General features: G+C 70.6%; 26 protein-coding genes. 21 read left to right on the top strand and 5 right to left on the bottom strand.

The window, feature by feature from the left end; genetic code table 11:
* The first annotated feature begins 62 nt into the window (after window positions 1-62).
* Entirely contained in the window at window positions 63-1,010 is a 948-nt protein-coding gene (gene murQ / locus ACFY5C_RS16530; protein WP_389444889.1) for an N-acetylmuramic acid 6-phosphate etherase, read from the top strand.
* Between the two features lie 43 nt (window positions 1,011-1,053).
* The gene (locus ACFY5C_RS16525; RefSeq protein ID WP_389444888.1) at window positions 1,054-1,896 is read left to right on the top strand and encodes an aldo/keto reductase; all 843 of its coding nucleotides are present in this window, start codon (window positions 1,054-1,056) and stop codon (window positions 1,894-1,896) included.
* A gap of 6 nt (window positions 1,897-1,902) precedes the next feature.
* On the opposite strand, the gene ACFY5C_RS16520 is transcribed toward ACFY5C_RS16525, so the two are convergent.
* Window positions 1,903-2,166 (bottom strand): hypothetical protein, encoded by a 264-nt coding sequence (locus ACFY5C_RS16520; protein ID WP_389444886.1) that lies wholly within the window; start codon window positions 2,164-2,166, stop codon window positions 1,903-1,905.
* Between the two features lie 117 nt (window positions 2,167-2,283).
* Here ACFY5C_RS16520 and ACFY5C_RS16515 point away from each other — a divergent pair, with 117 nt between their 5' ends.
* The 4 genes from ACFY5C_RS16515 to ACFY5C_RS16500 are packed head-to-tail and all read left to right on the top strand — an operon-like array spanning window position 2,284 to window position 4,495.
* The gene (locus tag ACFY5C_RS16515) at window positions 2,284-3,123 is read left to right on the top strand and encodes a Scr1 family TA system antitoxin-like transcriptional regulator (RefSeq protein ID WP_389444885.1); all 840 of its coding nucleotides are present in this window, start codon (window positions 2,284-2,286) and stop codon (window positions 3,121-3,123) included.
* On the top strand, window positions 3,107-3,310 hold the full coding sequence (locus tag ACFY5C_RS16510) for a DUF397 domain-containing protein (RefSeq protein ID WP_389444883.1): 204 nt from the start codon (window positions 3,107-3,109) through the stop codon (window positions 3,308-3,310). Before ACFY5C_RS16515 ends, ACFY5C_RS16510 begins: the two co-directional genes overlap by 17 nt.
* A 26-nt stretch (window positions 3,311-3,336) precedes the next feature.
* Window positions 3,337-3,870: a DinB family protein gene (locus tag ACFY5C_RS16505; protein WP_389444882.1), complete on the top strand. Its 534-nt coding sequence runs from the start codon at window positions 3,337-3,339 to the stop codon at window positions 3,868-3,870.
* A gap of 49 nt (window positions 3,871-3,919) precedes the next feature.
* A complete protein-coding gene (locus ACFY5C_RS16500; RefSeq protein ID WP_389444880.1) occupies window positions 3,920-4,495 on the top strand; it encodes a hypothetical protein in 576 nt (191 codons plus the stop codon).
* Window positions 4,496-4,529: 34 nt separating this feature from the next.
* Here the strand turns inward: ACFY5C_RS16500 and ACFY5C_RS16495 are convergent, their stop codons facing one another.
* The gene (locus ACFY5C_RS16495; protein WP_389444878.1) at window positions 4,530-6,011 is read right to left on the bottom strand and encodes an MFS transporter; all 1,482 of its coding nucleotides are present in this window, start codon (window positions 6,009-6,011) and stop codon (window positions 4,530-4,532) included.
* 217 nt (window positions 6,012-6,228) lie between these two features.
* On the opposite strand from ACFY5C_RS16495, the gene ACFY5C_RS16490 reads away from it, so the two are divergent.
* Window positions 6,229-6,396, top strand: a complete 168-nt coding sequence (locus ACFY5C_RS16490) for a hypothetical protein (protein ID WP_389444877.1) — start codon at window positions 6,229-6,231, stop codon at window positions 6,394-6,396.
* Here ACFY5C_RS16490 and ACFY5C_RS16485 read toward each other — a convergent pair.
* A complete protein-coding gene (locus tag ACFY5C_RS16485) occupies window positions 6,390-9,491 on the bottom strand; it encodes a BTAD domain-containing putative transcriptional regulator (protein ID WP_389444875.1) in 3,102 nt (1,033 codons plus the stop codon). The genes ACFY5C_RS16490 and ACFY5C_RS16485 overlap by 7 nt on opposite strands.
* A 176-nt stretch (window positions 9,492-9,667) precedes the next feature.
* Between ACFY5C_RS16485 and ACFY5C_RS16480 the strand changes: the two genes are divergently transcribed.
* From ACFY5C_RS16480 to ACFY5C_RS16420, 13 genes are read left to right on the top strand one after another with little or no spacing between them, the layout of a single operon-like run.
* On the top strand, window positions 9,668-9,856 hold the full coding sequence (locus ACFY5C_RS16480; protein WP_389444874.1) for a lysine biosynthesis protein LysW: 189 nt from the start codon (window positions 9,668-9,670) through the stop codon (window positions 9,854-9,856).
* The gene (locus tag ACFY5C_RS16475; protein WP_389444872.1) at window positions 9,853-10,722 is read left to right on the top strand and encodes a RimK family alpha-L-glutamate ligase; all 870 of its coding nucleotides are present in this window, start codon (window positions 9,853-9,855) and stop codon (window positions 10,720-10,722) included. The genes ACFY5C_RS16480 and ACFY5C_RS16475 overlap by 4 nt, the downstream gene beginning before the upstream one ends.
* A gap of 14 nt (window positions 10,723-10,736) precedes the next feature.
* On the top strand, window positions 10,737-11,366 hold the full coding sequence (locus ACFY5C_RS16470) for a DegT/DnrJ/EryC1/StrS family aminotransferase (RefSeq protein ID WP_389444871.1): 630 nt from the start codon (window positions 10,737-10,739) through the stop codon (window positions 11,364-11,366).
* A complete protein-coding gene (locus ACFY5C_RS16465) occupies window positions 11,363-12,682 on the top strand; it encodes a DegT/DnrJ/EryC1/StrS family aminotransferase (protein ID WP_389444869.1) in 1,320 nt (439 codons plus the stop codon). The genes ACFY5C_RS16470 and ACFY5C_RS16465 overlap by 4 nt, the downstream gene beginning before the upstream one ends.
* Window positions 12,675-13,742: an N-acetyl-gamma-glutamyl-phosphate reductase gene (argC, locus tag ACFY5C_RS16460; protein ID WP_389444868.1), complete on the top strand. Its 1,068-nt coding sequence runs from the start codon at window positions 12,675-12,677 to the stop codon at window positions 13,740-13,742. Before ACFY5C_RS16465 ends, argC begins: the two co-directional genes overlap by 8 nt.
* A complete protein-coding gene (locus ACFY5C_RS16455; protein WP_389444866.1) occupies window positions 13,739-15,595 on the top strand; it encodes a M20/M25/M40 family metallo-hydrolase in 1,857 nt (618 codons plus the stop codon). The genes argC and ACFY5C_RS16455 overlap by 4 nt, the downstream gene beginning before the upstream one ends.
* Window positions 15,592-16,410, top strand: coding sequence for a thiamine pyrophosphate-dependent enzyme (locus ACFY5C_RS16450; protein WP_389444864.1), 819 nt, complete (start codon window positions 15,592-15,594; stop codon window positions 16,408-16,410). The genes ACFY5C_RS16455 and ACFY5C_RS16450 overlap by 4 nt, the downstream gene beginning before the upstream one ends.
* Window positions 16,407-17,366, top strand: a complete 960-nt coding sequence (locus ACFY5C_RS16445) for a transketolase family protein (protein WP_389444862.1) — start codon at window positions 16,407-16,409, stop codon at window positions 17,364-17,366. Before ACFY5C_RS16450 ends, ACFY5C_RS16445 begins: the two co-directional genes overlap by 4 nt.
* Window positions 17,367-17,422: 56 nt before the next feature.
* Entirely contained in the window at window positions 17,423-18,676 is a 1,254-nt protein-coding gene (locus ACFY5C_RS16440) for an ATP-grasp domain-containing protein (protein ID WP_389444860.1), read from the top strand.
* Window positions 18,673-19,986 (top strand): hydrolase, encoded by a 1,314-nt coding sequence (locus tag ACFY5C_RS16435; RefSeq protein WP_389444858.1) that lies wholly within the window; start codon window positions 18,673-18,675, stop codon window positions 19,984-19,986. The genes ACFY5C_RS16440 and ACFY5C_RS16435 overlap by 4 nt, the downstream gene beginning before the upstream one ends.
* Window positions 19,983-21,227 carry an MFS transporter gene (locus tag ACFY5C_RS16430; protein ID WP_389444856.1) on the top strand — a complete coding sequence of 415 codons (1,245 nt, stop codon included), beginning with the start codon at window positions 19,983-19,985 and terminating at the stop codon, window positions 21,225-21,227. The genes ACFY5C_RS16435 and ACFY5C_RS16430 overlap by 4 nt, the downstream gene beginning before the upstream one ends.
* Window positions 21,220-22,188, top strand: a complete 969-nt coding sequence (locus ACFY5C_RS16425; RefSeq protein WP_389444854.1) for an NAD-dependent epimerase/dehydratase family protein — start codon at window positions 21,220-21,222, stop codon at window positions 22,186-22,188. The genes ACFY5C_RS16430 and ACFY5C_RS16425 overlap by 8 nt, the downstream gene beginning before the upstream one ends.
* Window positions 22,188-22,484, top strand: a complete 297-nt coding sequence (locus tag ACFY5C_RS16420) for a putative quinol monooxygenase (protein ID WP_389444853.1) — start codon at window positions 22,188-22,190, stop codon at window positions 22,482-22,484. The genes ACFY5C_RS16425 and ACFY5C_RS16420 overlap by 1 nt, the downstream gene beginning before the upstream one ends.
* Window positions 22,485-22,551: 67 nt before the next feature.
* Here the strand turns inward: ACFY5C_RS16420 and ACFY5C_RS16415 are convergent, their stop codons facing one another.
* Window positions 22,552-23,679 (bottom strand): NADH:flavin oxidoreductase, encoded by a 1,128-nt coding sequence (locus ACFY5C_RS16415; protein WP_389444852.1) that lies wholly within the window; start codon window positions 23,677-23,679, stop codon window positions 22,552-22,554.
* Window positions 23,680-23,917: 238 nt separating this feature from the next.
* Between ACFY5C_RS16415 and ACFY5C_RS16410 the strand changes: the two genes are divergently transcribed.
* Window positions 23,918-24,322 (top strand): cupin domain-containing protein, encoded by a 405-nt coding sequence (locus ACFY5C_RS16410; protein ID WP_389444850.1) that lies wholly within the window; start codon window positions 23,918-23,920, stop codon window positions 24,320-24,322.
* A 113-nt stretch (window positions 24,323-24,435) separates the two neighbouring features.
* Here ACFY5C_RS16410 and ACFY5C_RS16405 read toward each other — a convergent pair.
* Window positions 24,436-24,960, bottom strand: a 525-nt coding sequence (locus ACFY5C_RS16405; RefSeq protein ID WP_389444849.1) for a TCP-1/cpn60 chaperonin family protein, incomplete at its 5' end; no start/stop codon positions are given.

Genomic DNA, 24,960 nt, shown 5'->3' with positions numbered 1-24,960 from the left:
CCCGCACCCCGTTGCCTTTGGGTCGGACAGCACACCGGAAACTGGAAAGAGCCGCCTCCGCCATGACCTCTCCATCCAACCCCCGTGATCTCCGCGCCGAGTTGGAGACCCTGACCACCGAGGCGTTCCGCCCCGAGCTCGCCGAGATCGACCGTCTCCCCACCCTCGACATCGCCCGGCTCATGAACGGCGAGGACGCGGCCGTACCCACCGCCGTCGCGCAGTGCCTCCCCCAGATCGCCGCCGCCATCGACGCCATCGCGGACCGGATGGCCCAGGGCGGCCGTCTCATCTACGCGGGCGCAGGCACCGCCGGGCGCCTCGGCGTGCTCGACGCCTCCGAGTGCCCGCCCACCTTCAACACCGCCCCCTCCCAGGTCGTCGGCCTCATCGCGGGCGGCCCCGAGGCCATGGTCGTCTCGGTCGAGGGCGCCGAGGACTCCAAGGACCTGGCCCGCGCCGACCTCGACGCCCTCGCGCTCACCCCCACCGACACGGTGGTCGGCATCTCCGCCTCCGGGCGCACGCCGTACGCCATCGGCGCGGTCGAACACGCCCGCACGCAGGGCGCGTTGACGATCGGCCTGTCCTGCAACCCGGACAGCGCCCTGGCGGCGGCCGCCGAGCACGGCATCGAGATCGTCGTGGGCCCGGAACTCCTCACCGGCTCGACACGCCTGAAGGCGGGCACGGCCCAGAAGCTGGTCCTCAACATGCTCTCGACGATCACGATGATCCGCCTGGGCAAGACCTACGGAAACCTGATGGTCGACGTCCGCGCCTCCAACGCCAAGCTGCGAGCCCGCTCCCGCCGCATCGTCGCCCTGGCCACGGGCGCCGACGACACCGACATCGAACGGGCCCTGACCGAGGCCGGCGGCGAGGTGAAGACGGCGATCCTGATCCTCCTGGCGGACGTGGACGGCCCGACGGCGACGGGGCTTCTGGCTGCGGCGAACGGTCATCTGCGGGCAGCGATGGGTGCGGGCGGGCGGACGGGCGGCCGCTGACCGGACCCCTTCGCCGTATCAACTCCCCTGTTAGCGTGGCGACATGACGGCTCCGAAGACGTTCCGCATCGGCGGCGATCTGGAAGTACGACGGCTCGGGTTCGGGGCCATGCATCTGCGCCCGGAGACCGACGAGGCCCGCGCCGCCCACCTCGCCGTCGCCCGGCGTGCCGTCGAACTCGGCGTCACGCTGATCGACACGGCGCACCTGTACGGCTGGGGAGCGAACGAGGACCTCCTCGCCGAGGCCCTGCACCCCTACCCGGCCGACCTCGTGATCGCCACCAAGGTCGGTATCCGCCAGACCACCTCGGGCGAGGGCTGGCGGCACGCGGGCGAGCCCGCCGACCTGCGCGTCCAGGTCGACGAGGCCCTGCGCCGCCTCCGCCTCGACCGCATCGAGCTGCTCCAGCTCCACCGGCTCGACCCCGGCGTACCGCTCCCCGACCAGCTCGGCGCCCTGCGCGACCTGCGCGCCGAGGGCAAGGTGGGCCGGATCGGCCTGTCCGAGGTCACGGCCGCAGAGCTGGCGGAGGCCCGGACCGTCGTCGACATCGCGAGTGTCCAGAACCGGTACAACCTCCTCGACCGCGAGCACGAGCCCGTACTCAAGGCCTGCGAGGAGGCGGGTATCGCCTTCCTGCCGTGGCGGCCGGTGGCCGCCGGGCAGTCGGGGGCGAGGGCGGAAATCGCCGCGGTGGCAAAGGAACTGGACGCCACCCCGACGCAGGTCGTCCTCGCCTGGCTCCTCGCCCACTCGCCCGTGATCGTCCCCATCCCGGGGACCACGAGCATCGCGCACCTGGAGGAGAACGTCGGCGCGGACGCCGTCCACCTCACCCAGGAACAGTACGACCGCCTCAGCCGCGCCTCCGAGTCCGCCTGACCCGGCCTAACGGGGCAGTCTCCCCTCACGGTTGACCTGCCGGACCCGCGCCAACAGCTCCTCCTTCGTCGGCGCGGGCTCCACCGGCTCGCCCCGCAGCACCGCCGCCAGCCGCTCCGCGGTCCGCACATTGCAACGCCCCAACTGGACGAGCGCGAACGGCTCTTCGCCGGCGCCGGTCACCGGGTCCACAGACAGGGACGGCAGGACGACACCCACGCCCCTGAGAGCCTCCCGCAGGGACAGCACGACTTCCTCGGTCGACCGCACGTTTGCCTCACCTCTCCACGCAGAGTTTGCGATTCACAACACAGCGTGTCGGTCACGGCTCTAGCCTGGCCATACGGGGCGCCCCAACAACCTCGTCTGGTGGACCGGGAGTTGCACATGCCAGCACCGAAGGATCTCGATCCGTCGTCGTCGCCACGCGCGCTGCTGGGCGCGGAGTTGCGCCATGCACGCGAGAAGAAGGGGCTCAGTCAGGACGCCCTGGGCATGAAGCTGTTCGTGAGCGGCGCGTTCATCGGCCAACTGGAGGCGGGGACGCGGCGGTTGCGGCCCGACATGGCCGTGATGGTGGACGAGGTGCTGGAGACGAAGGGCTTCTTCACGCGGAACTGCGGGGCCGCCACCAAGTCCAGGTATCCGGAGCACTTCGCGGAGGCGGCGGAGGCCGAAGCAGACGCGACGGCGATCAGGCAGTACGCCCCCCTGCTCATCCCCGGACTGCTGCAGACGCCCGCGTACGCACGGGCTGTGTGCCGTGCGTACCAGCCGACGGCCCCGGAAGAGAAGATCGAGGAGTTCGTGGCGGCCCGAATGGAGCGGACCCGACTCCTGGACGATCCAACAGATCCGTTGTTGTGGGTGGTGATTGACGAGGCCGCCCTGCGACGAGTGACGGGCGGGTCCGAGGTGATGGCGGAAGCCCTACATCGCATCGCCCACTTGAGCCGCAGGAGTCGGGTCCTCGTGCAGGTGCTGCCGTTCGACGCGGGACCACACGCCGCGATGGAGGGCTCGATCAAGCTGATGGACTTCGAGGACGCCCCACCGTTGGTCTACTTCGAAGGAGTCGGCACCGGACGGCTCGACGACGATCCGGCAACTGTCAAGCACCATAGATTCACCTACGAACTCCTCACGGCCTGCGCGCTATCGCCGCAGAAGTCCCTGGCCCTGATCGAGGCAATGGCGCAGGATTACGCCCATGAGGAGCATCCCTGAGTACGACCTGGACGGCGTGACCTGGCACAAGTCCAGCTACAGCGGCGGCAGCGGCGGCGACTGCCTCGAAGTCACCCACGACCTCCCCACCCTCATCCCCGTCCGAGACTCCAAGACCCCCCACGGCCCCAATCTCATATTCACCGCATCCGCCTGGTCCGCCTTCGTCAATGCGGTCAGAATCTGACCTAATCGGCTCCTACCGTGACTCTCATGACTGAGACCACGCACAACACCGCCACCGCCGAGCGCAGCGACCTGCTGGAGACGCTGGCCAAGCACCGGCACTTCCTCCGCTTCACCGCCCGCGACCTCACCGACGAGCAGGCAGGACAGCGGACCACGGCAAGCGAGCTGTGCATCGGCGGCCTGATCAAGCACGTCACGTCGGTGGAACGGCACTGGGCCGAGTTCATCCAGCACGGCCCGTCGGCGATGCCCGACTTCACCGCCATGACCGAGGCCGACTTCGCCAAGCGGGCCGACGAATTCCGGATGCTGCCCGGTGAGACGCTGGCGGGCGTACTGGCGGCGTACGAAAAAGTGGCCCGTCAGACCGACGAGTTGGTCGTCGCCCTGCCCGACCTGAACATCAGCCATCCGCTTCCCAAGGCCCCCTGGAACGAGCCCGGGGCTCGGATGTCAGCCCGCAGGGTGCTGCTGCACATCATCGCGGAGACCGCCCAGCACGCCGGGCACGCCGACATCCTCAGGGAGTCCCTGGACGGGGCGAAGAGCATGGGCTGACGTCGGGGTCGTTGGCGAAGAGCCGAGGGCTTCGCCCACACTGGCACCCATGAACCACGCCCAGCTGACCGCCCTGGGCCGCGCCCTCCGCCTCCTCGGCGAGCACGGCGAGGCCCTCACTGCCACCACCCCGGATGCCAAGCTGCACGAGGTCAAGGCGGACCTGCGGCGCGCTGTCGATCTCCTGGACGAGAGCGTGTCCACGGCCGCCCCGACCACCCGCTGCCCGGAGCATCCGGGCGGCCCGGTCGACACGGCGGCCCCGGACCTCTGTCTGCTCTGCGAGACCCGCCGCCGGGCGGCCCGCCGCTCCGAGTACAACGGCACCGGCCCGGCGGCCCCCCGCTCCCCCGAGCACACCGCCCCGTCCCGCTACGGCGTGCGGGGCGACCGTCCACAGCCCCAGCAGCGCTGGCTGCCGGAGCTGTGGAACGGTCAGGAGTGGCAGCTGTGCGGAACGCCGCGCCGCGACCGCCGCGAGGCCGAGCTGTACATCGCCGCCCAGCGTCGCGGGCCGCGCCCCGCCATGGCCTACCGGCTCGTGCACGAGTTCACCGACTACGAGGTGCTGCGCGTGTGGGGCACCCCGGTGAAGGTCGACATCGAGCCGCTCGGCAACCTGTAGGGACTCCGCAGGGCCCGGCTGCCGTCCCGTACTGCTACTTCGCCGTCGCTCCCGCCGGCTGGGCCGCCACTTCCGTCACCGGCTGGGCACCGGCGACGGCCGCCTGCTGCCTCGGGATGAACGACGCCACCACGAACGCCAGCAACGCCGCCCCGGCACCCACCGCCAGGACCACCTTGAAGCCGTTCTCGGACGGGAGGGCGTAACCGCCGAGGCCGGTCGTCATCTGGGCGAGGATCACGCCCGCGACGGCACTCGCGGTGGACGTACCGAGGGAACGCATCAGCGTGTTGAGGCTGTTCGCGGCGGCCGTCTCCGATGCGGGCACGGCGCTCATGATGAGGGCGGGCATCGAGCCGTAGCCGAACCCGACACCGGCGCCGATGATGCAGGCCACCAGGACGAAGTGCCAGACCTCGGACATCAGGACGATGTTGAGGCCGTAGCCCACGGCCACGATCAGGACGCCGATCATCAGCGTGACCTTCGGGCCCTTGGCACGGGAGATCGCGGCCGACACCGGTGCCGTCGCCATCATCACCAGGCCGGAGGGGGCCATGCACAGGCCCGCGACGAGCATCGACTTGCCGAGGCCGTATCCGCTCTGCGCGGGGAGCTGGAGGAGCTGCGGGATGACGAGGCTCATCGCGAACATCGCGAAGCCCACCGCGATCGAGGCCAGGTTGGTGACCAGCACCTGACGCCGGGCGGTCGTCCGCAGATCAACCAGCGGCTGCTCGGTGCGCAGCTCCCACCAGCCCCAGGCGAGCAGGACGAGTACGGCCGCCACGAACAGACCGAGCGTCGTACCGCTGGTCCAGCCCCAGTCGGCGCCCTTGGAGATGCCGAGGAGCAGGCAGACCAGTCCGGCCGCCATCCCGATGCCGCCCACCAGGTCGAAACGCCCGCCGGTACGCACCCGCGACTCGGGCACGAACAGCACCACACACACCAACGCCACGACGCCCATAACGGCCGACGTCCAGAACAGCATGTGCCAGTCGAAGCTGTCCGCGATCAGCGCGGCGGCGGGCAGTCCGAGCGCGCCGCCGATACCCAGGGAGGCGCTCATCAGGGCGGTGGCGGAGCCGAGGCGATCGGCGGGGAGTTCGTCGCGCATGATGCTGATGCCGAGCGGGATCACGCCGGAGGCCAGGCCCTGGAGCACCCGACCGACGATCATCGGGACCAGTGTGTCGCTCAGGGCGCAGACCACGGAGCCGCCCACCAGCAGTACGACGCTGACCAGCAGCATCCGCCGCTTGCCGTACATGTCGCCGAGCCGCCCCATCACCGGCGTGGCGACGGCGGCGGCGAGCAGCGTGGCCGTGACCGCCCAGGCGGTGTCCGACGCCGGGGCGTCGAGCAGCCGGGGCAGTTCCGGGACGATCGGGATGACCAGGGTCTGCATCAGCGAGACGACGATCCCGGCGAAGGCCAGCACCGCCACCACGGCGTTCGACCTCGGCGGGGAGCCGCCCCCGGCCTCGGCGGCAGGGGCAGGGGCGTGGGACATGGCGGGGCCTCCGTCGGCGTACGAACATGAAGGTACGTAATTGACCGAGGCAACCTTAAGTCAGTTGATTGACTTACTCAAGCGACCCTGCTCACGCCTCCGGCTTCCCACGCCCTGCCCGGGGTGAGGCGAGGGGTATCCAAATGGAACAGAAACGGGCCGTGATTGCATGAAGATCGGTGGCATCCGAGGGGATCTTGCACATCGAGGGGGAAACATGCGCGGAAAGCTGACCGGCCTGATCGGCATACTCGCAATGGCCGTCGTTCTGGGGACCGGAGTGATGGTGCACCACTCCGAGACCGACGGAGTCGGTAAGGGCGTGCACATTCTGGCCACCAATGAGGGGCCGGGTCTGCCGCCGATGAGGGGGACGGGCTACTGACCCACGCCTTGCGTCTGTGTGCTGCAGCAAAATGACCCAAGGGTGCAGCCCACAGACGCACGGCCGGGTGAGCCGAAGATGGCCCGGGGGATGTTCATTGCAGCGAAAAGCTCCTCAGCGTCGCGCAGGTGCTCCCGGGCAATTTCATTTCTGCCCAGCGACTTCTCGGCTTTCGCCATACCGTGCAGTCCCTGTGCCATACCCATGCGGTATCCGATACCCAGTGCCCTGTGATGGGCACTTCGGTGCAGGCCGAGCGCCTTCTCGTGGTCCCCGCCGCGTTGGTGGACCAGTCCCGCGATGTTCTCGACCTCGCACTGCCATGTCACCGTACCCAGCGGGCTGACCAGCGCGAGTGCCTGCTCGATGTACGTCATCACGTCGTCGCCCTGTCCGCGCCGCTGGTGGAGAACGGCTCGTAAAGCCAGGGACATGGCCCGGTTCCTGGGCATCGGTGAGTGTTCGCCGAGTGCCAGGGCCCGGTCGAGGTACTTCTGTGCCGACGCGTCGTCGCCTCCGTCCAGGTGCGCTATGACCAGGTCGTTGAGGGCGGCTACTTCGTGTTCCTGCTCCCCGACTTCCTGGCAGAGCATGACGGCCCGTTCGGCGGCGGCGATCGCTTCCGTGGTCCGGCTCTGCCACAGGTGCAGCGTGCTGAGATTGCACAGCGCGATGGATTCCCGCCGCAGGGCTCCGAACTCGCGGTGCAGCGCGATGCCCCGCATGAGGAGGTCGTACCCCTCGGAAAGGCTGCCGAGCACGATGTGTGCCCAGCCGAGCAGGTCCAGGAAGGCCGCTTCGCTGACGGGGTCCCCCTGCGACCGTGCCACCCGCAGACCCTCTTCCGCGGCCTCGGTCGCCAGCCGGAACTCTCCGAGTATCTGGTGAGCCGAAGCCAGATTGGCCAGGCTCAGACACAGGGCCTGGGTGTCCGCCGCCCGGCGGGCCGCGGCCACCGCGACCTCCGCCAGCTCCCGGAAATCCCGGATGTCTCCCTGCGCGTGCAGGTGGAGCACCGTGTTCCTGGCCAGGTAGCTGGCCAGGCGATGAAAGGCGTGTTTCTGTCCCAGTCGGACGGTGGCCTGAAGGCCCCTGCTCTCCCGGTCGTACCACCGGCGGGCGGTCGGTGCGTCACCGAACGCGGGCAGCCCCGGCGCGTTGCCCGCCGGAGCGGACGCGTACTGACGCAGTCCGGGGAACAGGATCCGGCACGCCTCGTTGGTCGCGCCCAGGTAGTAGTTCAGCAGCCGGCCGACCGCTGAGTCCTTCTCATGCCGCACGGAATCGTCCCAGAGGCTGAGGGCGAAGCTGCGGATGAGGTCGTGGAACGAATACCGCCCTGCCTCGTGCTGCTGCAGCAGTTGCGAATCGAGCAGGTCCTCCAGCATCTGCTCCGCGTCCTTGGGCGCCATGTCCGTGAGAGCCGCGGCCGCGTGCGGGTCGAAGTTCGGCCCGGGGTGCACCCCGAGGAGCATGAACGCCCGGCGGTGCTCCTCGCCCAGGGCCTCGTAGGAGAGCTGGATGGTGGTGGCGACGCTGCGTTCGGTGGAGCGGAGCTCCGTGAGCAGGGCGTCCCCCTCGCGCAGGCGGTCGACGAAGTACTGCAGCGTCCAGCGGGGGCGGTTGTGGAGCCTGGCGGTGGCGATACGCAGCGCGAGAGGCAGATGCCCGCAGAGCGTGGCCAGTGACTTCGCGGCTTCGGGGTCGGCGGCCACGCGTTCCTCGCCGAGCGTGCGGGCGAGCAGCGCCGCGCTTTCCTGAGGCGCCAGAGTGCCCAGCGATATCCAGTGGGCACCGTCGAGATCGAGCAGTCGGCCACGGCTGGCCACCAGGACCAGGCACTCGGACGTGACGGGCAGGAGCGGACGTATCTGTGCCGCCTCCGCCGCGTTGTCGAGGACGAGGAGCAGCCTGCGCGAGGCCGTGGCGGCCTGCCACATCGCGAGACGGCTCTCGGTGTCGTCGGGGACGGCGTTGTCGGGTGTCCCCAGGGCGCGCAGCAGTATCCGCGTCGCCTCCTCGGGCGGCATGGGGCGCTCCCCCGGGGTGAAGCCGCGCAGGTCGATGTAGAGCTGACCGTCGGGATAGGAGGCGGCCAAGCGGTGCGCCGCACGCACGATGAGGGTGGTCTTGCCGGCGCCGCCCATCCCGTCGACGGCGACGATCCGCACCCCGTCGCCCGCCTGTCCACGGTCGAGCAGGTAGCCGAGTTCCAGCTGACGGCCGGTGAAGTCCGGCAGTTCGTACGGCAGGGTGCACGGGGCGTTCTCGGCGGGTCGCACCTCCTCGGACGGGCGCGGGGACGGGGCCGGGGGCGCCGGTGCGGGCGTGTCCAGGTCGGGGCTGGCCCGAAGGATCTTCTCGAACAGGCCGGTCAGGTCCGGACAGGGGCTGATCCCGAGCTCTTCCGCCAGCAACTCTCGTACGGCGGCGTACTCGTGGAGCGCGTCAGCCTGCCGGCCGGCACGGTACAGAGCGAGCATCAGCTGGGCGCGCAGCCCCTCGCGCAGTGGGTGGGCGTCGGCGAACTCGCGTATCTCGCTGACGATGTCGCTGTCCTCACCCAGCTGGAGGCGCAGCGCGAAGAGCTCCTCGACCGCGGCCAGGCGCCGTTCCTCCAGGACGGTGGACGCCGCGTCGAGGACCGGCCCGCCCGTCCCGTTCAGTACCGGGCCCCGCCACAGCGCGAGGGCCCGGCGCAACTCCCGGGCCGCCGCACCGAGCTCTCCCGCGGCGCGCTCGGCCGCGGACACCTGGACATGGCGCGAGAAGAGATGCAGGTCGACCTGGAGCGGCTCCACGGACACGCGGTACCCGGCGTCCTCCGTCACGATCAGCGCCGGACCGTCGGGGATGCGCCGCCGAAGGTCGGCAATTGCTTTGCGGACCTGCTGCTTGGCGGTGTCGGGTGCGGCTTCTCCCCAAGCCGTCTCGATGAGGCGCTCGATGGGCACCGTCCGCCCGGACTCCAAGAGCAAGGACGTCAGAATGCGGTCCTGCAGCGGTCCCCCGAGCTTGATCCGACGCCCGTCGGCCAGGCATTCCAGGGACCCGAGAACGTTGAACCGCAGCCCGCGACTTTCTGTGACCGTCATATGCACCCCCCGTGCGCTGTCCTGGAAAGTAACAGGTCAAGCGCTTGCGGCGACACCCCGAACAGCGGTACTCGACCGGTAGGTGAGCGGTATCGCCGCCAGGCAGGCTCCTTCCAGCCACCGAAAGGCGCGCCGGCACGTCCTGCGGCGCCATTCCACACAAAGGAGCCATCGACATGGCAACTGCGACTACCGTCGCCAGCTGTCTCGTATGCGACACCGAATTCGAGGTGCGCGAGGACTGGGAGAAGGGCGAGATCACCGAGTGCGGGGCCTGCGGCCAGGAACACGAGGTCGTCGAGAAGTCCGCGACCGGCATACGCCTGGACCTTGCCCCTGAGGTGGAAGAGGACTGGGGCGAGTGACAACCTCCGACCAGGTCCTGCTCTCGGTCACGATGCTGCGCCCGGAGGAGAAGCTGCTCCTGGGCGCACTGCGTGACGAGGGCCTGACGGCGCAACCGCTGCTCATGGAGGATCTGGCCGAGATCGTGGCGGGCCGCACCGGCCCGCCCGCTCTCGCCCTGATCAGGAACCTTTCCCACCGGGACGCGATCAGCGTCTCCCGCCGTCTGGAACACGCCGGAGTCCCCACCCTCAACCGCGCGGCGACGATCGAGACCTGCAACGACAAGGGACTGCAGTCGTTGCTCTTCGCCCGGCACGCGATTCCGCACCCCGACACCCGGCACGCCTTCAGCTTCGACCAGGTACGCGAGTCCGTCGCCGACCTGGGCATGCCCGCGGTGATCAAGCCGGTGAGCGGCTCCTGGGGCCGCGGGGTCAGCAAGATGACGCACGCCGACTGCGTGGAGGCGTGGGCCGCGGGCCGCGAGTCCGCCGACGCCACGGGAAAGCACTTCCCGGTCGTGGTGCAGGAGTACATCGACAAGCCCGGCCACGATCTGCGGGTGGTGGTCGTCGGGCGGACCCCGGTGGTGGCCATCCAGCGGGTGTCGGACGACTGGCGCACCAACACCCACCTGGGCGCCGAGGTCCGGCGTGTCGAGGTCACCGCGGAGATGGAGAAGCTCTGCGGCCAGGTCGTCGACGCCCTCGGCCCGGGCTTCTTCGGGGTGGACCTGGTCGAGGACCGGTCCACGGGCGAACTGCTCGTGCTCGAAGTCAACGCCAATCCCGAATTCGCCCGTTCCTCCGCCCAGCACGGAGTGAACGTGGCCGGCCACCTCGCCGCCTACGTCGCGGAGACCCTCACGGCCTCGGCCGTGTGACACGGAGAAGACCCATGGAACTGTTCGACACCGCAACGGTGCTCGCCCGCGTCCTCACCACGGGCGTGGTCATGAGCATCGAGAAGAGTGACCGGGAACTGCCCGGCCTCGAACGACTCCTGACCAAGAAGACCGGACGCGCACGGGCCGTCCTCGTCAACAGCCGTACCGCCGCGATCCACGCGGCGCTCGCCGGCCAGGGCATCGGCCACGGGGACACCGTCGCCCTCCCCGAACCGGACCCGGCGACCGGCCGCTTCCTCAATTGGCTCGGCGTCAGCGTCGGGGAACAGGGGCCGGCCGCGTACGACCACGTGTCGCTGGATTCAGCGAACGCCGACCAGCTGGGCGAGCTGACCCGGTCCGCCCCCGCCCCCGCCCTCGTCGTGGACCTCACCGGCCTCGGCTTCGGGCCGGCCGCCGCCGTCCTCACCGACGACGACGGCATCTGGGCCCGCGCCGAGCGACTGAAGATCTTCGGCGCCTACGACCTGCGCACGATGTGGACGCAGCAGGAGGCCGACGCCGCCCTGGTGCCCGGGGTCCAGTTCAACTACCGGCTCAGCCCACTCGTGGCCGCCTGCGTGCGGATGGCCCTGACCCAGGCGGTACGTCCCGCCACCTCCACCGGAGCGCGCTCATGATCACCGACTTCCCGGCAGCGCCGCTGCCCCTGCCCGACCCCGCTGAACTCGGCTCCGAACTCGCCGCCCTCGGCGGCGGGGCCATGATTCCCAAGGCGTCGCGTCGCACCCTCTTCCCGGTCATCACCAAGGAAGACGTCTTCAACCTGATGCTCGCCCAGCGGCAGGCGCCCGAGAAGGTCGTCGCCGACTTCGCCGAGGCCTATCGCTCCTACGTCGGTGCGGCGCACGCGCTGCCCACCGCCAGTGGCACCTCCAGCCTGCACATGGCCCTCGTCGGCGCCGGTGTGCAGCCCGGCGACGAGGTCATCGTGCCGGCGTTCACCTTCATCGCGACCGCACAGGCCGTCGTGGCCGCGCACGCGATCCCCGTGTTCGTCGACATCGACCCCGTCACCTACTGCATGGACCCCCAGGCAGCGGCCGCCGCGATCACCGACCGCACCCGCGCGCTGATGCCGGTGCACGTGCACGGCCTGCCCGCCGATGTGTCCGCCCTGCGCGCCCTCGCCGACCGGCACGGCATCGCCCTCGTCGAGGACGCCTCGCACGCCCACTCCGCGAAGGTCGGCGAGCGGGTGGCCGGCTCCCTCGGGGACGCCGCCGGCCAGAGCCTGATGGCCGACAAGAACTTCCCGCTCGGCGGCGAGGGCGGCATCGCCTTCTTCGCCACCGAGGAGAGCTACGACCGGGCCCGGTCCTACCTGGAGCGGCACGGCATCGACTACGGCATGTCGTGGGTCGCGGCCGCCTTCGGCGCCAGCCAGCTCAAGCGGCTGCCGTACTACGACGAGGTCCGGGCACGCAATGCCGCGCTGCTCGGTGCGGCGCTGCGCGAAACCGGCCTGTTCACCCCGCCGCACGTACCCGACGGGCACGTCCACGCGTACAACATGTACCGCGTCACCCTGCACCCCGAGGCCGTGGGCCTGGACGACGTACCGGTGTTCGCGGTCAAGGAGGCCGTGCACGAGCTGCTGGTCGCCGAGGGCGTCCCGGCCCGTGAGTGGCAGAACACCCCCATCCCCTGCCACCTGCCCTTCCAGCACCGGGACGGCTTCGGAAACGGCTACCCGTTCACCCTCAACCCCGGTGCCGTGCGCGACCACCGGCCGGAGGACTTCCCGGTCACCCTCGGCATGCTCGACAGCACCCTCGTCCTCTGCCGCGAGCTGCGCTCCCCGGTGGAGTACGAGCGGATCCTGCGCTACGCCGACGCCTTCCGGAAGGTCGCTCGTCGTCCGGACGCCATCCGCAAGCTCGTCGAGACCCGCGACTACCAGCGCCCGTACGACAAGGCGGCCCGCCTTGGCTGACGCAGCGTACGAGAAGATCCGCGTCGCCGTCCTCGGCGCCAGCGGCTACACCGGCGGCGAGGTGATCCGGCTGCTCCTGGAGCACCCGCAGGTGGAACTCGCGTTCCTCTCGGCGGAGCGCGCCGCGGGCACCGCTGTCGGCAGCATCCACCCCTGGCTGCGCAACCACCCCAAGGCGTCCGGCCTCACATTCCGGCCGCTGGCCGAGCTCGCGGACACCGACACCGTCGATGTCGCCTTCGGCTGCCTGCCCACCGGTGCGCTGCCCGAGCAGCTGCCGCTGGTCGCCGACCGGGCCAAGCGGGTGCTGAACCTGGGCGGCGACTTCCGGCTGCGCGACGAGAAGCAGGTCGGCAAGCACTACCCGGGGACCGCGGCCCACCCGCCGCTGGACGACTTCGCCTACTACGTACCGGAGTTGAGTCCCGGCATCCCCGAGAGCCGGTTCGTCAGCCTGCCCGGCTGCATGGCCGTCACCACGATCTACGCCCTGTACCCGCTGTTCGCCGACGCCGGTCCGCTGGTCGCCGACCGGGTGGTGGTCGACGCCAAGACCGGGTCCACCGGCGGCGGCCGCGGCAGCGGCGAGCAGCCGGCCGAGCGCAGCGGCAACTTCCGGGTGCACAAGCTGCACGGCCACCGGCACGCGCCGGAGGTCGAGCAGGCCATCGCCGACTTCACGGGCGCCGCCGTCGATCTGCGGTTCTCCACGCACAGCCTGGACGTGTCGCGCGGCATCATGGTGACCGCCTACTCGGAGCTGCGGCCCGGAGTCACGGCCCTGGACGTCAAGCGCGCCTACGCCAAGGCCTACGTCGGCAAGCCGTTCGTGCGGGTCCGCCCGGCGCCCAAGGCGCCCCAGGACTTCCCCATGCTCAAGGCCGTCACCGGCTCCAACGTCGCCGAGGTGGCGGTTTCCGTCCGCGACGGCCAGTGCGTCACGGTGGCCGCCCTCGACAACCTGATCAAGGGGGCGGCAGGCCAGGCCATCCAGGCCATGAACCTCATCCACGGCTTCGACGAGGCGGCCGGGCTGCCGATCACGGCGGTGTCGCCATGACCCGGCCGCTGTACGTCATCAAGGTCGGCAGTGCGACGCTCGACCGCGACGCCATCCACAAGGAGATCGCCGACGTGGCCGCCCGCGGCGCCCGGGTGCTCCTGGTGGCGGGCGGGGCCACGGGCATCGAACGCCACTACGCGGCGATCGACCGCCCGGTCCCCACGCTCCGGCTGACCAACGGCGACGAGGTGCGCTACTGCCCTCCCGAGGAGATGGACCACCTCGTCGACGCCTACGAGCGGGTCACCCTGCCCGCCGTGGAACGCGGCCTGCGAGCCCAGGGCCTGCGGACGTTCACGGCCGTCGCCGCTCGGGGCGGCCTGGTCGTCGGCCGGGCCAATCGCCCGCTGAAGGCGCTGTCCGCCGAGGGCCGCCCCGTCGTGGTCCGGGACCACCGTGCGGGTGTGCCCGCCGATGCCGACACCGAGGCGCTGAATGCCCTGCTCGACACGTACGACGTGGTCTGCCTGTCCCCGCCGGTCGCGGACCGGGACGGCGGCGCTGCGCTGAACGTGGACGCCGACGTCCTGGCCGCGGTGCTCGCGGTCGCCCTGGACGCCGACCACCTCCGGCTGGTCACCGGCACCGCGGGTCTGCTGACCGATCCGGACGACCCGGACTCGACGCTGCGCGACGCCTACCCGGGCGACGGGGCGCGGTACGCCGGTGGGCGCATGCGCCAGAAGGTGCGCGCGGCCGAGATCGCCCTGCAGGACAGCAGCGCCGACGTGGCCATCACCGGTCCGCACACCATGAGCGAGGCGTCCGGATGGACCCGGTTCTGGCGCACCCGGGGACCCGCCGACGACCTCGACCTGCTCACTCGCGCGGTCCTGGTGCCCTCGGTCTCCGGCGACGAGGCGGAACTCGCCGCCTGTCTCGCCGAATGGTGCCTGGGGCGGGGCATCGAGGCCCGCATCGACCCGGCGGGCAACCTCGTCGCGTCCAAGGGCACCGGTTCCCGCCGGCTGCTGCTCCTGGGCCACCTCGACACGGTCCCGCACCGCTGGCCCGCCGAGTGGCGGGACGGTGAGCTGTGGGGGCGCGGCAGCGTCGACGCCAAGGGCAGCCTCGCCGCGTTCCTGGAGGTACTGGCGGACGCGGCGATACCCGAGGACGGACAACTGACCGTGGTCGGCGCGGTCGAGGAGGAGATCTCCTCCTCCAAGGGGGCGTTCCACGTACGGGACAACTACCCCGCCGACGCGGTCGTCATCGGCGAACCCAGCGGCTCGGGGAAGCTCACCCTCGGCTACTTCGGGCTCTTCAAACTGGCGGTGACCGCCTCGGTGCCCACCGGCCACTCGGCCGGCATGGACGCGGTGTCGGCCCCCGACCGCCTGATCCGCGCCCTCGGGGAGATCCGCGCGTCGGTTCTGGAGCACGCTCCCGAAGCGCTCAGCGCGGTCATCGACATCCGCTGCGAGCGCGGCCGGGAGCGCGACCGGGCGTCCGGAGTCCTCAACTTCCGGGTGCCGCCGGGGGCCGATCTCGAAGCGCTGCGCACCGCCGCGCTCCGGCACGCCGGCGACGGGGTCGACATCGAGGCACTGCGCGCCACCCCGGGTCACCAGGGCGGCCGTTCGGGCCCGCTGGCCAAGGCGTTCACCCGGGCCTTCGCCGAGGCCGGGGTCAGGCCCCGCTTCGTGGTGAAGAAGGGGACGTCGGACATGAACACCCTGGCGACCACGTGGCACGACGTGCCGATGGTGGCGTACGGGCCGGGCGACTCCGCCCTCGACCACACCGACGAGGAACGCATCGGCGGCGACGAGTACCGCGCCGCCCGCGCGCTGCTCGCCGACGCGGTGAACCGCTGGTTCGCCCTTTTGGAAGGGAGCCGCCGATGACTGCCGTGCTGGACAGTCCCACCGGCACCGAGGCCCTCGCGGCCACGCTCGCCGAACGGGCCCTGGAAGCCCGGCGGCTGGTCGTCGACATGGCGGCGTCCGAACGCGGCTGCCATCTGGGCGGCAGCCTGTCGGTGCTCGACATCCTGGTCGCCGCCCTGCACCGGTCCTCCGCCGCCGACGGCACGGAGGTCGTGCTGAGCAAGGGGCACGCCGCCGCCGGACTGTATGCCGCGCTGTACGTCAGCGGCATGCTGCCGGAGAACCCGGCGCCGCTGTACGGCAGGGCGGGCCTGCCCTACACCGGCCATCCGGGCCCCAAGGTGCCCGGTGTCCGGTTCCCCACCGGGAGCCTCGGGCACGGCGTCCCGTACGCGGCGGGCTGGGCCCTGGCCCGCCGGATCGGCGGACAGGGCGGCCTGGGCATAGCCGTCGCAGGTGATGGCGAGCTCCAGGAAGGGCTGGTCTGGGAGACCTGCCAGGTGGCCGCGGCGCAGGAACTGGGCAACTTCGTGCTCGTCGTGGACCGCAACGGCGGGCAGAACGACGGGCTTGTCGCGGACATCTCGCCGCTGCCCGGTCTCACCGAGCGATTCGCCGCCTTCGGGTTCGAGGTCGCTGAGACCGACGGGCACGACCCGGCCGCGCTGGCCGAGCTGTTCGCCCGGGACCGGTCGGCGGCGCGCCGCCCTCTCGCCGTCGTCGCCCACACCGTCAAGGGCAAGGGTGTGCCGGCCGTGGAGGGCAAGGCGGGTTGTCACTACGTGACCATCGACGCCACCCGCGCCGCGAAGTGGAAGCGAGCGATCCGATGACCCTTTCCGGCCGTGACGCCTACCGCGAGGAGCTGACCGCCCTCGCCGTCGAGGACGCCTCCATCGTCTGCCTGGAGGCGGACCTGGGCGGCAAGAACCACCCCTTCCACATCGCGCATCCGGACCGGTTCTTCAACGTCGGTATCGCCGAGGGCGCCATGGTCGACATGGCAGCGGGACTGGCCGCCGGTGGCTACAAGCCCTTCGTCAGCACCTTCGCCCCGTTCGCGGCACTGCGGGCCGCGGAGAGCCTGAAGCTGACGCTGGGCTACCTGAACGCCGGGGTCACCGTCGTGGCACCGTACGCGGGCGTGTCCGGTGCCTGGTTCGGCACCACCCACCACTGTCTGGAGGACCTCGCGGTGCTGCGCAGCGTCCCCGGCGTGACCATCGCGGCCCCCTACGGCGAGGCCGAGATGCGTGCCGTGATCCGGTCCGCGGCGCGCAGCGGCAGACCGCACTACATCCGCACGGGCCGCAACGCCACCTATGAGTCGCTCGACCTGCCCGGCACCGAACTGCCGCTGGTCAACTGGGACTTCGCAGCGGGCCCCGAGGACGTCTGCCTGGTGTCGGTGGGCGAGGAGGGCACCCGCCTGGCCCTGGAGGCCCGCGCCACCACGGGGGTCTCCCACGCCCACCTGGTCTACCTGGACCACGAGCACCTGGCCGATGCGGCCGCTGAACTGTCCCGCCGGCACACCCGGTTCGTCGTCGTCGAGGAACACCGCAGCCAGGGCGGAGTGGCCGAAGCGCTCGCGCTGCTGATGCCCCGGTGCGAGGTCACGTCGGTGGGAGCCGGCCAGGAATGGCCCTCGACCGGTGGCGACCACCAGGAGGTCATGGCGGCGCTCGGCCTCGATCTGCCCGCCGTGCTCGCAGCCGTGGCAAGGGCCCGTCACGGCCGGCCGGCGGCCACGACCGCCGCAGGGTACGCCCCCGCCTGCGCCCACTGACTCCGCCGTCCCGGGCAACTCCTCATCCAACTCCAGGAAGTTACGGAGCACTGAACATGCATATCCTCATGATCGAATGCAATCCCAACGGCATCGCGGGCATCGCCAACGCCTTGGACCTGGGCCACGACGTCACGCTGGTGTCGGTGGACCCCGACTTCTACCTCGCGGCCTCCCCGCTGGCCGAGGCGGCCTACGCCCACCCGAACTGCCAGGTGGTCAAGAGCGCCGAGGCCTTCTCCATCGAGGAGCTGAAGACGCTGGCCCGCACGCTGCACGCTCAGAAGCCGATCCACGGCGTGACCACCTACAGCGAGTACCACACCGTCCACACGGCGGCGGTCGCCGAAGCCCTGGGGCTGCCCGGCATGAGCGTGGACGGCGCGCGCAACGCCCGCCACAAGCACCTGACCCGGCTCACCCTGGACGGCAAGGGCATCCGCCAGCCCCGCTTCGTCCACGTGGCCGACCCGAAGGACGTGGAGGCGGCCGTACGCGAGATCGGCTTCCCCTGTGTGGTCAAGCCGTCCGACGGCACGGCCAGCCTGCACGTCCTGCACCTCAAGGACGAGGAGGACCTGCGCGCCTACCTCGCGGAGCTCGCCGATGTGGCCGACTACGGCCGCGGTGTGGTCCGTGTCCCGGACCTGCTGATCGAGGAGTTCGTCACCGGCGAGCTGATCTCGGTGGAGTCCTGCGTCCTCGGCAGGGGCGAGGTGGTCAACCTCGGCCTCACCGACCGTCCGCTGAGCGGATTCCCGTACTTCATCGAGATGGGCGCCACCTACTTCACCGGGCACCCGCTCCAGGACGAACTGTTCGACCTGACGACGCGCCTGCTGAACGAGCTGGGTGTGGACTTCGGCTTCATCCACACCGAGTTCCTCCTCAGCCCCGACGGCCCTGTCCTGTGCGAGGTCAACGGCCGGCTGGTCGGCGGCATCGTGCCGAGCCTGATGGAGCTGACCTCCGGCGTCGACCCTTACCTGGAGGTCATCCGGCAGGCGCTCGGCGAGCGTCCCGAGCTCCCCTTCCCCGGCGAGACCACCGCCGGTGGCCGCTGGTTCGGCGCCCCGATCGGCGGAACCGTCGAGGCCATCGGCTTCGACGGCCTGCAGGAGCTGCCCGGCTTCCACAGCGCGCTGGCGTACAAGAAGCCCGGCACCCAGGTCAACCGGCTCTCCCGGAGCAACTTCGACTGGATCGGGCACACCATCTTCACCGGCGCCGACCGCACCGAGGTCAACAAGCGTTGTGTGGAGGCCCTGGACCGCATCGACCTGCGGATGAAGGTCGAGGTGGCCCGATGACCGCGGATGCGCGGCGTCAGGAACTGCACGGGGTGGCGATCCCCTCCCTCGACGCCGGAGCCGTGTACGACGTCACCGTCGAGGACGGCGTCTTCACCCGCATCGAGCCCTCGGGCGGCCGGCGCGGCGGCGAGACGGAGCTGTGGCCCGGCTACACCGAGACCCATGCCCATGTCTCGTTGCCCGCCAACTGGGACGACACGGCCGACGACCCGCGGATCGTCGCGCTGCAGTACCTCTACCACGGCGTCACCCATGTGGTGGACATGTTCGGCTTCCCGCTGGTGGCCGACGCCTGGGCGGCCGGCCGCGAGGCCTCGACCGTGCCGTACCCCGAGATCGTCCACTGCGGCTACGCGGTCACCGCGATGACGAACGCCGCCGGCCTCACCGGCCACGGCGTCGAGTTCCCGGCCCCGGTGCACATGATCGGCACCGAGGCCGACCTGGAACACGCGATACGTTCCAACGTCGAACGCGGCGGCACCTTCCTCAAGGTGATGTTCACGGACGGCACCGAACAGCCGGACAGCCCGGTGAAGTTCTCCCGGCTGTCCCGCCGGGTGCTCGAGTTCTCCGCCCGGATCGCCGCCGAGCGGGGCATCACCGCGGTCATCGACTGCAACACCCTCCAGGAGACCCGCTGGGCCTACGAGTGCGGCTTCCGCCTCTTCGCCCACAGCGTGCGCGACCGGACGCTCGACGCGGCCGACTGGAAGGAGTTCGAGGGTGCCCGCTTCGTCTCCACCCTGGCCGGCCTGCGCCCCATGATCATGACCGGGGACGAATTCCGGGCCGAGTACGGACGCGAGGGCTTCGCCGAGACCCAGGACATCCGCAACCTGGAGTTCGCCCAGGCCATCGAGAAGCCGTACGGCATCGAGTTCGGCTGCCAGGAGACGCGCACGGCAGCGCTGGCCGACATGCGCCGCAACGCCCTGGCCACCCTGCACGAGGGCAAGTTGCTGATCGGAACCGACTCGGGCAACACGGGCGCGTACCACGGCTACTCCTTCCTGAGCGAACTCGACCTGCTGCGCGGCGACGACGCCTCGCTCGAAGAGCGGCTGCGGCACCAGGCCACGGTCGGGGGCCGGCGCTACTTCGGCGAACTGAGCGGCGACACCCGGGACGTCCATCCGCTGAGCGTCGGCGAGTGCGCCACCTACAACCTGCATGCTCCGGGACGACCGCTGTCCGCCCTTCCGGTGCGGACCGTCGTCCGGGGCGTGCCGATCGACCGGCAGGCCGTCGCGCGCACCATCGCCGAGCTGCGCGCCGCCGGGGCGGACCGGAAGGAGGAGCTTTGATCAAGGAACGCAAACGCGCACTCGTCGGCGTGACCGGGGGCATCCTCCTGGCGAACGTGGGGAGTTACATCTGGTTCCCCGTGCTCGTCGCCACCCTCGGCGGCACCGACAGCGGCTTCTGGGCCGGCGTGGTCATGTGTATGACGTACGTCGGCCGGCTGCTCGCCACCTTCTGCTACGAAGGGATCGCGGCCCGCTCGGGTGTCCGCGGGGGTGTGTTCCTCGGTACCGCGCTGGAAGCTGTGGCGCTCGGGCTCATGGGGTTCACCGACGGCGTGCTCGCGTACAGCGTGCTGGCGTTCTTCATCGGCTTCGGCTCGGGAGTCTCCTTCCCGGGGCTGAAGAACGTGCTGGTCTCCTTTCCCGAGGACGAACGGCCCAAGGCGTTCTCCGCGTTCCAGATGGCGGGGCAGGTCGGCCTCTTCGGTGGCGCGCTGCTGGGCGCCGTACTGGCCGACGTGGAACTGCGGACCCTGTTCTCGGTGGTGTTCGCGTTCTTCATCGGCTTCTGTCTGATCGCCTCGGCGCTGATTCCCCGGGACGGCTTCGAGAGTGCGACGGCCGGCGGCAGCCGCGTCCCGCTGTTCAGCCTGACGGCGTTCAAGGGCATCGAAGTGCGCGGCGCGACCCGCTACTTCCTGCTGTCCGCCGCGTTCTGGTTCCTGTCCCTGGGCTTCGTGGTCGGCATCCCGCTGCACATGGCGGAGTACGTGCCGGGGTGGGCCCCCTCCGCGCCGTTCTGGATCACGGGTCTGAGCGTCCTGGCGCTGCAGTACCCGCTGTTCAAGCTGTTCGACAAGCGATTCAGCCCCGGGGCGGTCATGGCCGTCGGCCTGGCCGGCATGACGGTCGCGTTCGTCGCCTTCGGGGCCGGTCGCACCGCCCCCTGGGTGGTGGTCGGCTGTCTGACCGTCGTGCTCGGAGAGATTCTCTTCGTGCCGTCGTTCGACCTCTGGATCGCCCGCAGGGTTCCCGAGGACCGGCTGGCCAGGGCCATGGGCGCGATGCACTTCTTCCGAAGCGCGGGGAACATGGCCGGCTCCCTGGCCGCGGGGATCCTGTTCGACCTGTCACGCTCCCTCGATGTGGCGGGTGGCAACTGGTACGTCGCGGCCCTGCTGGCGGCGGGCTGTGCACTGGTCTGCCTGAGCGGCCGGAACTCCGGCACTGCCGACGGGAGTCAGCGGGCCGAGGTCACAGAAGGCACGGAGAACGAGGAAAAGGTGAGGGAGAATGTCTGACATCTGCGTCATCGGGGGGACCCGGTACTTCGGCAAGATGCTGGTGCGACAGCTGCTGGACGACGGGCACCGGGTCACGCTCGTCAATCGCGGGCAGGCCCCCGACCCGTTCGGCGACTCGGTGCGGCGGCTGCGCGCCGACGTCAATGTCCTCGGAGAGCTGACCGCCGCGGTGGCGGGGGAACGGTTCGACGCGGTGGTGCATCAGATGTGCTACACGCCGAACGCCGCCGTGGAGGCGTGCGAGGCATTCAGGGAACGGGCCGGGAAGATCGTCATGACCAGCACCATCGAGGTGTACAACAGGGACACCTTCCGGTGGCGGTTCCAGGCGCCGCCGTTCAGTGCCCGGGCCCGCGAGGCGGAACTCGACCCGGCGGACTACGACTTCGACACCACCTTGCCCTGGTACGCGCCCGGCTACCTGGACATCCACTACGGCGAGGGAAAGCGCCAGGCCGAAACCGCGCTGACCCGCCGCGCGAAGGTGCCGGTGCTGCTGGCCCGGGTCGCCCATGTGCTGGCCGCGGAGGGCGACTTCACCGGTCGGCTGCGGTTCCATCTCGACCGCATCAGCGCCGGGCAGCCCGTCGTCGCCCACACGTCGCCCGGCCGGACGTCACTGGTTCGGGCCGAGGAGGCCGCCGGCTTCCTCGCCTGGGCGGCCCTGTCCGACGCCACCGGAGCGGTCAACGTCGCCTCTCCGGACACCGCCGATGTCTATGACGTCTGCGCCGCGGTGGAGAGCGCCACCGGACTCACGGCCGACGTGATCGAGAAGGAGGACCCCGCGGGCGATTCCGACCTGTCCCCGTTCTCCTGCCCGTCCGACTTCGGCATGGCGAGCGACCGGGCGCAGGCCCTCGGCTACCGCTTCACCCCGATCGCCCAGTGGCTTCCCGCAGTTGCCCGCGCCGCCATGGCCGGCCGGGCCGACTCCCCCCACTCCGAGGAGCAGTGATGTTCGACCTCATCGTCATCGTCCGGGTCCCCGAGTCCGACGACATCGCGCCGGTGGCCGATGCGCTGGCCCGGATGCGCCCCCTGTGTCTCACCGAGGACGGCTGCGTCAGCTGGGAGGCGTACCAGTCGCAGGACGACCCGGGCCGCTTCGTCCTCGTCGAGCGCTGGGCGAGCCGCGCCCACTGGGAGGCGCACGACTCCGGCGACGCCATCCAGAAGATCTACGTCCAGGAGATCATGCCGCGCATCGAACGCGAGGTGCACCCGAGCAGCCCCGTGAGCAGCGCGCGGTAGCTCGGCGCCCCGAAGGTCCGAGAGATGCCGTACTCGCATCTCTCGGACGGCAGCGGGAATCCGGGGCTCAGAACAGCGTCTTCAGCGCCGTCGCGTCGTACGGCTTCAGCTCGTCGAGGCGGTCCGCCAGGACCTTCGCCGCCCACTGCGGGTCCTGAAGCAGGGCGCGGCCGACAGCCACCATGTCGAACTCGTCGCGCTCCAGGCGGTCCAGGAGGTCGTCGATGCCCTTGAGCTCGGATCCCTGACCGGCGAAGGCCTTGATGAAGTCGCCGTTCAGTCCGACCGAGCCGACCGTGATGACCGACTTGCCGGTGAGCTTCTTGGTCCAGCCGGCGAGGTTCAGGTCGGAGCCGTCGAACTCCGGGACCCAGTAGCGGCGGGTGGAGGCGTGGAAGGCGTCGACACCGGCCGCGGCGAGCGGCGTGAGGATGGCCTCCAGCTGCTCGGGGGTCTCGGCGAGCCGGGCGTCGTAGGCCTCCTGCTTCCACTGCGAGTAGCGGAAGATCACCGGGAAGGATGCGGAGACCCTCTCGCGTACGGCGGCCACGATCTCCGCCGCGAACGTCGTACGGGCGACCGGGTCACCGCCGTACGCGTCGGTGCGGCGGTTGGTGCCCTCCCACAGGAACTGGTCGACGAGGTAGCCGTGGGCGCCGTGGATCTCCACGCCGTCGAAGCCGATGCGCTCCGCGTCCGCGGCGGCCTGGGCGAACGCGCCGATGACGTCGTCCAGATCGCTCCGGGTCATCGCCTTGCCGGTGGCCTCGTCGGCACCGATGCGCAGGCCGGAGGGGCCGACGGCGGGAGCCTCGGCGTACGGCGGCTGGCCCTGCTCACGCACCATGCCGATGTGCCACAGCTGCGGCACGATCGTGCCGCCCGCCGCATGCACGGCCTCGGCGACCTTCGCCCACCCCGCCAGCTGCTCCGCACCGTGGAAACGCGGCACCCTGTCGCTCTGTCCGGCCGAGTCGTGCCCGACGTACGTGCCCTCGGTGACGATCAGACCGACACCCGCGGCGGCACGGCGCGCGTAGTACGACACGACGTCCTCGCCGGGCACGCCGCCCGGGGAGAACATGCGCGTCATCGGCGCCATCGCGATGCGGTTGGGAACAGTCAGACCATTGATCACGGTCGGCCGGGACAGGATCTGGGCCGCACGGGAGGCGGTGGGCTCGGTGACGGTCACGTGGGGGTCTCCTCGGTGAGCAGTTCTGTTGACCAGTGGGTATGTGCACACGCATTGTTGCACCCCCTTAAGCAACTGCTCACCGAAGGCTGCCTATTCCGTATCCCGCCCCGGGCGGCCGTGACCCCGGCCACACACAGCGCGGCACGACCGGCACGGCTGCGTTCGTGGAGCGGGCTGTCACAAACGGGGAAGCGGTCCGGTCCTCACTGCGGACACTCCCTGTTTGGAGGAATACATGAGCGCTGAGCACGCACACCTGCCCCCGGGCGTCGAGGTGATCACGACCCTGCCGGAGGCGGCGGCCCGGATTCCGGCGGGCTCCGAAGCCAGGACGATCCGGGTCACCCTGGCGCCCGGTGACCCGGGTGCGCCGCCGCACCGGCACCCGGGGCCGCTCTTCGGCTATGTGACCCAGGGCGAGATCCTCTTTGAGCTGGAGGGGCAGCCGCCCCGGGTGCTCAAGGCGGGTGACGCCCTGTTCGAGCCCGGGGGTGACGTGATCCACTACCAGGGCGCCAACAACCTTCCGGACGCGCAGTCGCAGCTGGTGGTGACCATGTTCGCGCCGCCTGGCTCCCCGGTTCTGACCGTGGTCGGCGCGCAGGAGCTCGCCGAACGCCGGCACCTCCGGGTCGCGTAGCCAGGATGACCATCGCCGGGTGAGCAAACGCCCGAGGGCGGCACCCCCTGTCGTAACAGGGAGTGCCGCCCTCGGTATGGACGGACCGGGTCCGAGCCTTCTTGCGAAGAGGCTCAGAAGTCCATGTCACCGCCCGGCATGCCGCCACCGGCAGGCGCGGCGGCCTTCTCCGGCTTGTCGGCGATGACGGCCTCGGTGGTGAGGAACAGCGCGGCGATGGAGGCGGCGTTCTGCAGGGCAGAGCGGGTCACCTTCGCCGGGTCGATGATGCCCTCGGCGATCATGTCGACGTACTCGCCGGTCGCGGCGTTGAGACCGTGGCCGACCTGAAGGTTGCGCACCTTCTCGACGACGACGCCACCCTCGAGACCACCGTTGACGGCGATCTGCTTGAGCGGGGCCTCGAGCGCGAGCTTCACGGCGTTGGCGCCGGTCGCCTCGTCACCCTCGAGGTCGAGCTTCTCGAAGACGGAGGACGCCTGGATGAGCGCCACGCCACCACCGGCGACGATGCCCTCCTCGACGGCCGCCTTGGCATTGCGAACGGCGTCCTCGATGCGGTGCTTGCGCTCCTTGAGCTCCACCTCGGTGGCGGCACCGGCCTTGATGACCGCGACACCGCCGGCGAGCTTCGCCAG

The organism is Streptomyces sp. NPDC012935, assembly GCF_042900345.1.
GTDB lineage: Bacteria > Actinomycetota > Actinomycetes > Streptomycetales > Streptomycetaceae > Streptomyces.
Note: the sequence above shows the minus strand (reverse complement) of the source record. Positions and strands in the feature narration are given on the sequence as shown.

Bases quoted from the DNA above. Each gene is read 5' to 3' on its own strand.
- ACFY5C_RS16420 (WP_389444853.1), top strand. From the start codon at position 22,188: ATGTTCGACCTCATCGTCATCGTCCGGGTCCCCGAGTCCGACGACATC.
- ACFY5C_RS16495 (WP_389444878.1), bottom strand. From the start codon at position 6,011: ATGTCCCACGCCCCTGCCCCTGCCGCCGAGGCCGGGGGCGGCTCCCCG.
- ACFY5C_RS16455 (WP_389444866.1), top strand. From the start codon at position 13,739: ATGACCCGGCCGCTGTACGTCATCAAGGTCGGCAGTGCGACGCTCGAC.
- murQ (WP_389444889.1), top strand. From the start codon at position 63: ATGACCTCTCCATCCAACCCCCGTGATCTCCGCGCCGAGTTGGAGACC.
- ACFY5C_RS16500 (WP_389444880.1), top strand. From the start codon at position 3,920: ATGAACCACGCCCAGCTGACCGCCCTGGGCCGCGCCCTCCGCCTCCTC.
- ACFY5C_RS16470 (WP_389444871.1), top strand. From the start codon at position 10,737: ATGGAACTGTTCGACACCGCAACGGTGCTCGCCCGCGTCCTCACCACG.
- ACFY5C_RS16510 (WP_389444883.1), top strand. From the start codon at position 3,107: ATGAGGAGCATCCCTGAGTACGACCTGGACGGCGTGACCTGGCACAAG.
- ACFY5C_RS16490 (WP_389444877.1), top strand. From the start codon at position 6,229: ATGCGCGGAAAGCTGACCGGCCTGATCGGCATACTCGCAATGGCCGTC.
- ACFY5C_RS16410 (WP_389444850.1), top strand. From the start codon at position 23,918: ATGAGCGCTGAGCACGCACACCTGCCCCCGGGCGTCGAGGTGATCACG.
- ACFY5C_RS16435 (WP_389444858.1), top strand. From the start codon at position 18,673: ATGACCGCGGATGCGCGGCGTCAGGAACTGCACGGGGTGGCGATCCCC.
- ACFY5C_RS16480 (WP_389444874.1), top strand. From the start codon at position 9,668: ATGGCAACTGCGACTACCGTCGCCAGCTGTCTCGTATGCGACACCGAA.
- ACFY5C_RS16505 (WP_389444882.1), top strand. From the start codon at position 3,337: ATGACTGAGACCACGCACAACACCGCCACCGCCGAGCGCAGCGACCTG.
- ACFY5C_RS16485 (WP_389444875.1), bottom strand. From the start codon at position 9,491: ATGACGGTCACAGAAAGTCGCGGGCTGCGGTTCAACGTTCTCGGGTCC.
- ACFY5C_RS16525 (WP_389444888.1), top strand. From the start codon at position 1,054: ATGACGGCTCCGAAGACGTTCCGCATCGGCGGCGATCTGGAAGTACGA.
- ACFY5C_RS16440 (WP_389444860.1), top strand. From the start codon at position 17,423: ATGCATATCCTCATGATCGAATGCAATCCCAACGGCATCGCGGGCATC.
- ACFY5C_RS16425 (WP_389444854.1), top strand. From the start codon at position 21,220: ATGTCTGACATCTGCGTCATCGGGGGGACCCGGTACTTCGGCAAGATG.
- ACFY5C_RS16515 (WP_389444885.1), top strand. From the start codon at position 2,284: ATGCCAGCACCGAAGGATCTCGATCCGTCGTCGTCGCCACGCGCGCTG.
- ACFY5C_RS16445 (WP_389444862.1), top strand. From the start codon at position 16,407: ATGACCCTTTCCGGCCGTGACGCCTACCGCGAGGAGCTGACCGCCCTC.
- ACFY5C_RS16450 (WP_389444864.1), top strand. From the start codon at position 15,592: ATGACTGCCGTGCTGGACAGTCCCACCGGCACCGAGGCCCTCGCGGCC.
- ACFY5C_RS16465 (WP_389444869.1), top strand. From the start codon at position 11,363: ATGATCACCGACTTCCCGGCAGCGCCGCTGCCCCTGCCCGACCCCGCT.